The following is an 11,437-nucleotide window of genomic DNA, read 5'->3' on the forward strand; positions in this document are numbered from 1 at the left end:
AGAACTAATCCTGTCGCTGCCAGGTCGTCTTGTTCCTGACGTCGAAGAAGCTGCCGTTCCACACGAAATCCGCTTCGGCCGCGCCGGTGGCGCAGGCGGAGCAGGCCTCGTCGGTGGGCAGGAACTCACCGACCCACTCCAGGTGAAAGCCGTTATCGATGGGCTTGAGGGTACCCTCGACCGCGAAAATCGCATTGCTCTGGTAGGGGCCGGCGGCGATCTGGATCCCGGTCTGGATGGCGGGCGGTGCGGAGGCGTCGTCGTAGAAGCCCATGTGGTCATATACCAGGTTCCCGCCGCCCCAACAGGCGAAGATCACCGCCCGGTAGGCCTTGCCGTCAAGCGTCACCACGGCGGTCTGCTTGACCGTGACACTCATCCTGATGATGCCGTCCTCCATGCTGGCGAAGCCATCAACGAGGTTCACCCGCCCCTCATCGTTCTCCAGCCAGGCGCATTCGTCGGGCAGGATGACCTCACCGTTGAAGAAGGCGGTTTCATCCGGAACCGAGGTCTGCTCAGCCAGCGGCTGCGGCGTTGACGTATTGACTGCCTCCTGGGTCAACGACTCTTGCGTGGCGGCGGCGTCGCTGGAAGCGGAACCCTCGTCGCTGGGTGAAGCCACGGCGGTCGTAGGGGCCGCAATCGGTGACTCCGCGTTGGTACTGGAGCCTGCGTCCCGACCGGCAGTTGCGCAGCCCAGGACAGAGCCCACCATGATCAGCACAGTCACCGCGGCCATGACGCGCGCACCCATTACTCGGCTCATTGTAAACATGCTAGACCTCACACAATCTAGTCCCTGGCATTCAGTCGGTCACGGCACGGTACAGGTCGATTCCCGACCCCGGCACCGCCTCGATCAGGCGCTTGGTGTATTCCTCACGAGGACTTGCGAATATTTCGTCACTGGGCCCGGTCTCAACGACCCGCCCCTGCTCCATGACGACGACGTCGTCGGCAAGCAGACGCACCACAGCCAGGTCATGGGTGATGAACAGGTAACTCAACTCCAGTTCGGCCTGCAGATCCGACAGCAGCTTAAGGATCTGCGCCTGCACCAGCACATCTAGGGCGGAGACCGCCTCGTCCAGCACGACGATCTCGGGTCGCAGCGCCAGTGCCCTGGCGATGGCCACGCGCTGGCGCTGTCCCCCGGACAGTTCTCCGGGGTAGCGGCGCATGGCGGAGCGAGGCAACGCCACCATATCCAGCAGTTCAGCGACCCGCTGTTCCCTTTCTTTGCGGGTGCCCACGCGGTGCACTCGCAGCGGCTCCTCAACCGAGGAGAACACCGAGTACATGGGGTCCAGGGACCCGTAGGGGTTCTGGAACACCGGTTGCATGACTCGCCGCAGCCCGAATAGCTCTTGCCGGTTCAGTGTCGACAGGTCAGTGCCGTGGTGGAACACCTTCCCGCTGGTCGGGTCGGTCAGGTTCAGGATGATGTTGGCGACCGTAGATTTGCCCGACCCGGACTCGCCGACCAGAGCCAGCGTGGTGCCTTTGCGCAGCCCGAAGCTGACGTCGTTTACGGCCTTGAAGGTCTTGGCCTTCCCCTTGGCGCCACGCACCGGGAAGATCTTGGTCAGATGTTCAACCCGCAGCACGTCCTCGGTGGACACGGCGCCCAGGCCCGCACCCAGCAGCTCCTCCTCCGTGGTCTCCACCCCCTGGGCGTGAGCCTGCTCAATGCGGTGAGAAGCCAGTGAGGGAGCCGCCTGCACCAGTCGCTTGGTGTAGGGGTGCTGGGGGTCCTTGAGGATCTCCAGGCTGGGACCGGATTCGACGACGCGGCCCCGATGCATCACCACCAGGTGTTCGGCCCGTTCGGCAGCCAACCCCAGATCGTGGGTGATCAGCAGCATGGCGGTTCCGCGTTCGCGGGTCAGGGTCTGCAGGTGATCGAGGATGACCCGTTGGACGGTGACGTCTAATGCACTGGTCGGCTCGTCGGCGATCAGCAGACTCGGGTCGGCGGCTATGTCGATGGCGATCAGGGCTCGCTGCCGCATACCTCCGGAGAACTCGTGCGGATACTGCTTTGCGCGGCGGTCGGCGTCCGGCAGGCCAGCTTCGGTGAGCAGTTCGGTCACTCTGCGGTCCAGCCGGCCGCCCGGCACAACATTGTTGGCCAGCAGCGTTTCCTTGACCTGGTTGCCGATCGACCATACTGGGTTTAGGTTGCTCATCGGGTCCTGCGGCACCAGGCCGATGCGGGCGCCGCGCAAGGCGGTCATGTCCTTGGCGGAGGCGCGGGTCAGATCGCGTCCTTCGAACAGGATCTGTCCGCCGGTTACGCGGCCGGTGCCCGGAAGCAGCCCGATAACGGCGTGGGCGGTTGTGGACTTGCCGGAGCCGGACTCCCCCACAATGGCCACGGACTGGCCCGGGTAGACGCTTAGATTCGCCTTGCGCACCGCCGGAACCATGCCAGTGGAGGAACGGAAGGCCACTTCGAGGTCGCGGATCTCCAGCAGCGGCTTATCGGGATCCGGGCGCCTTTGCGCGGTGGTGGTGTCGGTCATGGCATTCGCGTTCGCTTCACTCATTTGCGGGCCTTGGGGTCGAGGGCGTCGCGCACGACGTCACCCATCATGATGAAGCCGAGCACCGTCAGAGCCAGGGCACCGGCCGGGTAGAAGAGGATGCCGGGGGCGTTGCGTAGAGAGGACTGGGCGGCGGAGATGTCCGCACCCCACGACACGATCGTTGCTGGCAGCCCGATCCCTAGGAAGGACATGGTCGCCTCGGTGACAATGTATGACCCCAGGGACACGGTCGCGGTGACGATGATGGGGGCTGCAGCGTTGGGCAGGATGTGCCGGAACATGGTCGCCCATCTGCCGGCGCCCAATGCCGTCGAGGCGGTGACGAACTCGTCATTCTTCACCGACATGACCGCGCCACGCGTAATGCGGGCAATCTGCGGCCAGCCGAAGATCCCCAGCACCAGCACCACCGTGAAGACCGAGCGGTGCGTCTTGAACATGCTCATCACCACGATGGCGGCGAGCATGAAGGGCACGGCGAAAAAGATGTCGGTGATGCGCGACAGCAGGGTGTCAAACCAGCCGCCGAAGTATCCCGCTATGGCGCCAACCATAGAGCCGACCGCGACCACGAGCAGCGTGGTCAGCACCCCTACGCTTACAGATGCACGGGCGCCATAGACGGTACGGGCGTAGATGTCGCAGCCCTGCTTGTCGAAGCCGAAGGGATGTCCGGACCGTGCCGGCGCCAGGGAGTTGCTCAGCTCGCAGAAGCGGGGATCGGTGTTCGTGAACAGTCCCGGCGCCACCGCCAGTGCGACGGCGGCGAGGATAAGCAGGGCGGCGATCCAGAACAGGGGACGCCGACGCAGCTGCTTCCACGCCTCCCCCCACATCGACGCCGGTGCGGACTCGTCGGCGACGGCATCGACCGCGCCCAGACCGGTCTCATCGACGTCGGAGACGAAGCGCTCCTGGCCGGGGCGGGTGGCACCGGGCGCACCTGGTTGAAGAGTGTCAGGCATAGCGGATCCTCGGGTCGAGGGCGGCGTAGAGCAGGTCCACGAGCAGGTTGGAAATGATGAAGACGAGCACGAGCACGGTGGTGAAGGATACGACCGTTGTTCCCTGACCTTGGAGGATCGCCCGGTACAGGGTGCCGCCAACACCGTGGATGTTGAAGATTCCTTCCGTGACGATGGCGCCGCCCATCAGCGCCCCCAGGTCCGCCCCGAGGAAGGTCACCACCGGGATCAACGAGTTGCGCAGGATGTGGTGGGTGACCACGCGGCGCTCGGAGATGCCCTTGGCCCGGGCGGTGCGCACATAGTCGGCGGACAGGTTCTCCCCCACGGAGGTGCGGGTCAGCCGCAGCACATAGGCGAAGGAGACGGCCGAAAGCACCATGGCAGGCATGAGCAGGTCTCGGACGCCCGGATTGCTGCCCGCCGTAACCGGCAGCCAGCCGGCCTTGATGCCGATGAGGAACTGCAGCACGAAACCGATGACGAAGGTGGGGACGGCGATCACCGTCATGGAGACGATCAGCACCGTGGCGTCGAAGGCTCCGCCCCGGCGCAGCCCAGCCACGGTCCCGATGATGATCCCGAATACGGCCTCCAACACCAGCGCCATCACCGCCAGTTTGATGGTGACGGGGAAGGCCTGCGCCATCACCTCGGAAACGGGCTGACGGGAGAAGGTGGTGCCGAAATCACCGGTGAAGATGCCTTTGATGTACAGCAGGTACTGGACAATGAAGGGCTGATCCAGGTGGTACTCGGCGCGGATCTGGGCGACGACGGCGTCGGACAGGGCCCGCTCCCCGCCCAGGGCGGCCACCGGGTCGCCGGGCAAGGCGAAGACCATGGCATAGATCAGGAAGGTGGCCCCGAAGAACACGGGAACCATCTGCAGGAGTCTGCGCCCAACGTAGCGGAGCATGTGAGTCTTCCTGTTTGTTGGCGATCAAGTCATCGGGGCCGGGCGGGCGCCCGCCCGGCCCCGACAGCCGGGAGTGTCAGGCCTTGGTGATGGCGTAGTAGAGCGGAACGGAGTTCCAGCCCCACTCGACGTTGGACACCAGGCTCGAGTAGCCACCGAAGCCGTTCTGGTACCACAGCGGAATGGCCGGCAGGTCGGTAAGCAGTATCGTCTGCGCCTGCTTGTACAGCTTCAGCGCCTCGTCGGGGTCGGTGGCCTGCGCGGCCCCTTTCAGCAGGCCGTCGAACTCCGCGTTGGCGTAGTGGGCGTCATTGGAACCGGCTCCCGTTTGGTAGACGGCGCCCAGGAAGTTGGACATGGACGGGTAGTCGGCCTGCCAGCCGTTGCGGAAGCCCGACTTGATGGCGCGGGCATGGATGTCGTCGCGCAGCTCCTGGAACGTCGGGTAGGACTTGCCGGAGGCCTCGATCCCGAGGGTGTTCTTAATGGAATTGCATACGGCGTCCACCCAAGTCTTGTGCGGGCCGTCGGCGTTGTAGGCAATCGTGAACTCGCCCTCAAAGGGGCTGATGGCATCTGCGGCGGCCCACGCCTCCTTGGCGGCGTCGGGGTCGTAGGTCAGCACCTCATTGCCCTCGACATCCTCGGTCCACCCGTCGATAACCGGGGAGGTGAAGTCGGATGCCGGGGTGCGGGTCTCGTTGTAGATGGTGTCGCAGATCTCCTGCCGGTTGACGGCCAGGGACAGGGCCCTACGGCGCAGTCGCCCCTCCTGATCCATCTTGAAGTGCTCGGAGTCGACGTCGATGGAGAAGCACTGCACAACCGCGCCAGGCTCGTTGACGGCCCGGTCAGCCAGGTCGTCCTTGAAGGTGGCCAGGGCGGAATCCGGGATCGCGTCCAGGACGTCGACGGCGTCGGACTGTAGGTCGGCGTAGGCGGCGTCGTAGTCGGTGTAGAACACGAAGGTGATCCCTTCGTTGGCGGCCTTGCGCGGGCCGGCGTAGTCGGGGTTGGTGACTAGCTCGGCCCGGTCGTTGTGGGTCCAGCTGGACAGCGTGTAGGGGCCGTTACCGACAGGGTTCTGACCGAAGGCGTCCATATCGTCGTAGGCGGACTCCGGCAGCGGGTAGAAGGCGGAGTAGCCCAGGCGCAACGGGAAGTCGGACTGCGGTTCGGTCAGGGTGATGGTGAACTCGGTGTCGGAGACCTTCTTCAACCCCGTCAGTTCGGAGTCCTCATCGTAGGAGAAGCCCTGGATCGGCTCGTAGAAGTAGCTGGACAGGTGCGCGTGGGACAGCAGCGCACCGTAGTTCCAAGCGTTGATGAAGGAGTCGGCGGTTACCGGGGTACCGTCGGAGAAGGTCCAGCCCTCGTTGAGAGTGACGGTGAAGGTCTGGTTGTCGTCGGTGGTGATGTCCTTGGCGACCTCGTTGACTATGCCCCCATCGGCGTCGTAGCTGAACAGGCCGGCGAAGAGCAGATCCACGATGCGTCCGCCCCCGACCTCATTGGTGTTTGAGGGAATCAACGGGTTTTGCGGCTCGGTGCCGTAGGCGAGTACGGAATTGCTAGCGGCCGAGTCATCGGAGTTGTTGGAACCGCATGCTGCCAGGGACAACAGCACGGCCGTTGAGGCTGCTCCAATGCCGAAGGCACGGCGGGAGACGACAGTTGCGGTGTTCATCGGTCCTCTATGGTCGTTGTACTAGTTGAAGCGGATGCGCGAAGGCGTCTGCGGCGACGCGCTCGACGGCCGATGCGACGCATCGACCGTCGAGACTATTCACACGCGCTAGAGAATACACACATTGACGTCGTAACGAATCGGCTCGTCAGGATTCGTCTTCGGGCACGGCGTCGACACCCGCTTCCTTGCGCTGCTCGGGCGTGATCGGCGCTGGCGCGTCGGTCAGCGGGTCGTAGCCGCCGCCAGACTTGGGGAAGGCGATCACATCGCGGATGGAGTCCGCGCCGGTGAGCAGCGACACTATGCGGTCCCAGCCGAAGGCGATGCCGCCGTGCGGCGGAGCGCCGTACTTGAAGGCGTCCAGCAGGAAGCCGAACTTCTCCTGGGCCTCCTCCGGGCCGATCCCCATCACCTTGAAGACGCGCTCCTGAACATCACGCCGGTGAATACGGATGGATCCGCCGCCAATCTCGTTGCCGTTGCACACGATGTCATAGGCGTAGGCGAGCGCGGAGCCGGGATCGGTGTCGAAGCTGTCCAGACACTCCGGCTTGGGCGAGGTGAAGGCATGGTGGACGGCGGTCCAGGCCGACTCGCCCAGCGCCACGTCTCCCTCCGCTTTGGCCTCGGCCGACGGCTTGAACAGGGGGGCGTCCACCACCCAGACGAAGGACCAGGCACCCTCGTCAATCAGCCCGCAGCGCTTGCCGATCTCCAGGCGGGCGGCCCCCAGCAGGGCGCGGGAGGCGTCCACGGCGCCGGCGGCGAAGAAGATGCAGTCCCCCGGGTGCGCGCCCGCAGCCGCGGCGAGCACGGCGCGCTCGGTGTCAGTGATGTTCTTGGCGACAGGGCCACCCAGGGTGCCGTCCTCGGCCACGGTTACGTAGGCCAGACCGCGGGCACCGCGCTGCCGGGCCCATTCCTGCCAGGCGTCGAAGGTGCGTCGGGACTGGGAGGCGCCTCCCGGCATCACAACGGCGCCGACGTAAGGGTTCTGGAATACCCTGAAGGTGGTGTCCTTGAAGAAGTCGGTCAGATCCACCAACTCAAGTCCGAAGCGCAGATCCGGCTTGTCGGTCCCGTAACGCTCCATCGCTTCGCGGTAGGTGATGCGCGGAATCGGGGTGGGCAGCTCGTAATCGATCAAAGCCCAGACCTCGCGCAGGACGTCCTCGGCGACGGCGATGACATCCTCCTGGTCGACGAAGCTCATCTCAACGTCCAACTGGGTGAACTCCGGCTGGCGGTCGGCACGGAAGTCTTCATCGCGGTAGCAGCGGGCGATCTGGTAGTAACGTTCCATACCGGCCACCATGAGCAGCTGTTTGAACAGCTGGGGGCTCTGCGGCAGGGCGTACCACGAACCGGGAGCGAGCCTGGCGGGCACCAGGAAGTCGCGGGCGCCCTCCGGGGTGGAGCGGGTCAGCGTGGGCGTCTCGACCTCGACGAAGTCGTGGCCATCCAGCACCCGGCGGGCGGCTTGAGAGACCTTGGAGCGCAGCCGCATGGCATGCTGCATGGGGGTGCGGCGCAGGTCGAGATAACGGTACTTCAGGCGGGTCTCCTCCCCCACCTGGCCGGAGTCCTCGGCATGGTCGGAAACCTGGAGGGGCAGTGCCGCGGCAGGGTTGAGGATCTCCACGTCGGAGACGACGACCTCGATCTGCCCGGTGGGCAGGTTGGGGTTGGCGTTGCCCTCGGGACGGGCGCAGACCTCGCCGGTCACCCGGAGCACGTACTCGGCACGCAGATCGTGGGCGATTTCCTCACGGATGACGACCTGAGCGATGCCCGAGGCGTCTCGCAGGTCGATGAAGGCGACGCCGCCGTGATCACGGCGACGATCCACCCATCCGGCGAGTGTGACCACTTCTCCGATATCCGCGGCGCGCAGCGTGCCTGCCTCACGGGTTCGCATCACGATGCTGGTTCCTTCCGTTGGGGACGCTGGACCGGCGTCCGGCGGGGTGCACCGCGAGACGGGCGGGCACCGGCGGCGATACTACGCCGGGTCGGTACGCCGCTCAGCGCCGGGCGGCGTATTCGAGTTGACGCTCATAGGCCAGTAGCCGCCGACGCTCTACCGCCATAATCGCGCTCAGCACCGCCAGCACCGCCGCCAACGCCAGCACGACGGTGGTCACCACCGGCATAGAGGCGGAAATCCAGCCGTCTCCGGAAGAGGCGGCGTCCGAGCCGCCTCCCGCAGCGACCACCGGAGCGGTAGCCGTCACAGTGGGCGAGGACGACGCGACATCACCGACCGTCTGTGAGTCCTTCGCGGGCTCATGGGGCGGGCTGGCCTGCGACTCCCCACCGATGACGGTTACATCGGCCACCGTGAAGTAGGGGCTCTTGTTGGTGTAGTCCAGGGTGCGCACCGTATTGGTTGGTATATCTTCACCCTCCGTGACGCGGAAACGCAGCCAATGCGTGCCCTTGGCCACGTACGGGGGCAGTTCGACGGCGCCGGCGTGGGTGCCGTCCTCGCCCACGGTCAGTTGACCGACCACGCCGGTCTGGCCGCCGGGGGCGAGCTCGCCGTCGTCAATGAGGATCTCCACCTTGGCTCCCTGCGGGAAACCGGAGAGTGTATAGGTTAGCGTCCCACCGAGTGCGATAGTCGACGGGCTGACGGTGGAGGCCGTGCCGGTGGTGGAGTTGCCCAACAGCTGATCGGCTTGCGCTCCAGCGGTGGGCGTGAACACCATCACCGCAATCAGCAGCATGAGGAGCAGACGGCGCAGGAGGCGGCGGGCGTGATCCGGCGTCACCAAAGCAACCGCCCCGTGGCCGCGGCGGTTGCGCGGCGTCATAATCCGCGACCGTTGAAGCACGCCTCCCCCTCTCGTTACGCGTCTGTAACGAGCATACACGTTATCGGCGATTAATTCGCGTCCACGTGCCGATCAATGTGGGGCGCGCCAGCACCACGAAGGACACGGCACCGAGCACGAGCAGCATCCCGGCACCAATGAGCTTCCAGCCGTCCGCGCCGAGCGGACCGCTGGGAGTCAACGCATCGCCGGTTATGAGGGTGATGCCGGCGCCGTCGGTGCGTGCACTAGCCGTTTGGGCGATCTCGAGCTGCGCCCAACCCAGCAGTTGGGAGTCACGGTCGCCGACGGCGATCTTGTAACTGCCGGGTTCAAGGGTGGAGATGTCGATCGATACCGAGTTGTCCGCGTCGACCTGCACCCAACCGGGAGTGGTCGCGCCGGGGAAGACGAACACGGCCACCCAGTCCCCTGCAGTGACCTTGGAGGAGGGGAAGATCAGCGTGATGGCAGTGCCCTGACGGGTGCCAGATAGGGAGCCGGCGTTGTCCGGTCCGAGCTCACCGGGATCCCGGACAGGCGAAATCGGGGCGTTGGCCGGTCTGCGGGCGGTATCGTCCGCAGACCCCTGCACCGCTTCGGTGTTGTCCTGCTGGGGCGAGGGGTTGGAGCCGGCCTGTCCCGCGCTGCCACCGGTGTCGCGCACCACCAGGGGATCAACATCTACACCTTCGTTCAACCTATCGAAGCCGGTATTCGTACCGCCCGGGGGCCGGGTGCCTGGGGCGGGCGTGGTGATCGGCGTCGACGGTGATTGCGGAGAGGCCGTCGGACTCACCTCGGTAGGTGCGGCCGTGGGTGTGGGATCGGCCGTGGGCTCAGGCTCCGGCGAGGCGGAAGGTGTGGGATCGGCCGTGGGCTCAGGCTCCGGCGAGGCAGAGGGTGTGGGATCGGCCGTGGGCTCAGGCTCCGGCGAGGCGGAAGGCGTGGGATCGGCCGTGGGCTCAGGCTCCGGCGAGGCAGAGGGCGTGGGATCGGCCGTGGGCTCAGGCTCCGGCGAGGCGGAAGGCGTGGGATCGGCCGTGGGCTCCACGGCCGGGGGTGAAGACGGCACGGTGGTCGGCGCTGCGGTGCTGGGCTGCGCGGAGGGGGCGGGAACGTTACCGGGGATTGTTACCGAGATCGCCCCGACCTTACCGCCGGTCGGAGTAGCGGAGATGGTGTAGCCCGCACCGACCGAAGCTCCGGCATCGGCTAGGGCGGCGTCCGTGATGGTGAACCGGGTGCCGAAGAAGCGGGCTCTGACCATCACGGGCCGGGCGTTGCCCTGGGCATCCGCGATTTCCAGGACCACATTGAAGGTTCCTCCGATGTTGGTGCTGCGGTCGAAGGCCCAGCCGGTGCCGGTTAGGACGCCGTCGGAGTAGCTCAGCGTCGACTCTTCAGTCGCCTCGGGCAGCCGTACATCCATGGTCATGGTGTCGATCACTTCCCAGTCGGCCGCGCCCGGGAACCGCCACTCGATGGTGTACGTGCCCACATGCGGTTCCATGGCCTGCGTGAAGGGCCAAAGTGGCAGCGAATAGTCGGAACGCCCGTTGGTGACTTCCGGGTATATGGTCGCCGACTGCGCCGCGCCGGACTCGTCCACGATCCGTACCTGAACGGCGGCAGCGACCGTGCCGTCCGAGCCCAGGGTTCGTCCCTCGGAATCCTCCCAATCGGAGAACATCAGCAGCGGCCGGTCGGTGCTGGAGGAGGATACATAAGTGGCGCCGGGGATCTTCACACCCACCGTCACCTTGCCGACCCGGGCAGCGTCATCCTCGGTTGCTGGACTCAACGTCTCCGTACCCGGCTGCGGCGCAGCATCCACCCCTGGGGGAAGAGCACCCTCAGCTCCGATTCCGCTCGCCCGCGCTGTAGCTGAGGCGGCCGGCGCGTCATTGTCCGCCCCGGCTTGCCCAGCCTCGGTGCCAGCCCGACCGGCGATGGGCTCTGCCTGCGGCGAGTTGGTGGAGGAAGGATCAGGCAGGGTGACCACCTCCGTGATTTCCACCGTGCGCCCCACCACTGGTGATGCTGCGGGAGCTGCAGCATCGGATCCGGTCGGCACCAGCCGCCCGCCTGCTGCCAGAGCGCCCGCTCCTGCGGAGCTGAGCAGCACGAGGCCCAGTGCGGTAGGCAGTACGAATGCGGCGCGCAGCGCGGGTCTGCGTGCCGCTCTAGAAGCCTTGGCATGGCGCGGGGAATGGGTCATCGATTCAGAACTCGCCTGTTGGCCTTCTCAGGAATGCTTGGGAGGCACGCCGGTCCCTCCGACGCATTTCGATGGTATCGTCGAAATTGTCTGTGCGGCACTGAAATGTCGGGAGCGTGGGCGGTCTCACCCGCGGTTCGAACCGGACCGCGGCCTGCGGCGCACGCACCGTGGAAGACGACAATCCCCGTGATGACAAGGAATGCCGCACCCAGTTTGCGGGCGACACGCGCGCATTGACCACCCACGTCTCACTATCGTTTCGAAGGTCTCG

Annotated in this window: 8 protein-coding genes; all 8 read right to left on the reverse strand. The window is 65.8% G+C overall.

The window, feature by feature from the left end; genetic code table 11:
* Positions 1-4 precede the first annotated feature (4 nt).
* The 8 genes from CWT10_RS08035 to CWT10_RS17345 all read right to left on the reverse strand — a co-directional run bounded on the left by CWT10_RS08035 (position 5) and on the right by CWT10_RS17345 (position 11,163).
* Positions 5-769 (reverse strand): hypothetical protein, encoded by a 765-nt coding sequence (locus tag CWT10_RS08035; protein ID WP_128683344.1) that lies wholly within the window; start codon positions 767-769, stop codon positions 5-7.
* 40 nt (positions 770-809) lie between these two features.
* The gene (locus CWT10_RS08040; RefSeq protein WP_103063357.1) at positions 810-2,552 is read right to left on the reverse strand and encodes a dipeptide ABC transporter ATP-binding protein; all 1,743 of its coding nucleotides are present in this window, start codon (positions 2,550-2,552) and stop codon (positions 810-812) included.
* Positions 2,549-3,517, reverse strand: coding sequence for an ABC transporter permease (locus CWT10_RS08045; protein WP_103063356.1), 969 nt, complete (start codon positions 3,515-3,517; stop codon positions 2,549-2,551). The genes CWT10_RS08040 and CWT10_RS08045 overlap by 4 nt, the downstream gene beginning before the upstream one ends.
* On the reverse strand, positions 3,510-4,436 hold the full coding sequence (locus tag CWT10_RS08050; protein WP_128683346.1) for an ABC transporter permease: 927 nt from the start codon (positions 4,434-4,436) through the stop codon (positions 3,510-3,512). The genes CWT10_RS08045 and CWT10_RS08050 overlap by 8 nt, the downstream gene beginning before the upstream one ends.
* 76 nt (positions 4,437-4,512) lie before the next feature.
* Positions 4,513-6,123, reverse strand: coding sequence for a peptide ABC transporter substrate-binding protein (locus tag CWT10_RS08055; protein WP_103063354.1), 1,611 nt, complete (start codon positions 6,121-6,123; stop codon positions 4,513-4,515).
* Positions 6,124-6,271: 148 nt separating this feature from the next.
* Positions 6,272-8,047: an aspartate--tRNA ligase gene (gene aspS / locus CWT10_RS08060; protein ID WP_103063353.1), complete on the reverse strand. Its 1,776-nt coding sequence runs from the start codon at positions 8,045-8,047 to the stop codon at positions 6,272-6,274.
* A 103-nt stretch (positions 8,048-8,150) separates the two neighbouring features.
* Positions 8,151-8,942: a DNA-directed RNA polymerase II gene (locus CWT10_RS08065; protein WP_103063352.1), complete on the reverse strand. Its 792-nt coding sequence runs from the start codon at positions 8,940-8,942 to the stop codon at positions 8,151-8,153.
* A 61-nt stretch (positions 8,943-9,003) separates the two neighbouring features.
* Positions 9,004-11,163: a hypothetical protein gene (locus tag CWT10_RS17345; protein ID WP_233188180.1), complete on the reverse strand. Its 2,160-nt coding sequence runs from the start codon at positions 11,161-11,163 to the stop codon at positions 9,004-9,006.
* Positions 11,164-11,437: the final 274 nt, after the last annotated feature.

Origin of the sequence: Actinomyces qiguomingii (assembly GCF_004102025.1) — a bacterium.
Classification (GTDB): domain Bacteria; phylum Actinomycetota; class Actinomycetes; order Actinomycetales; family Actinomycetaceae; genus Actinomyces; species Actinomyces qiguomingii.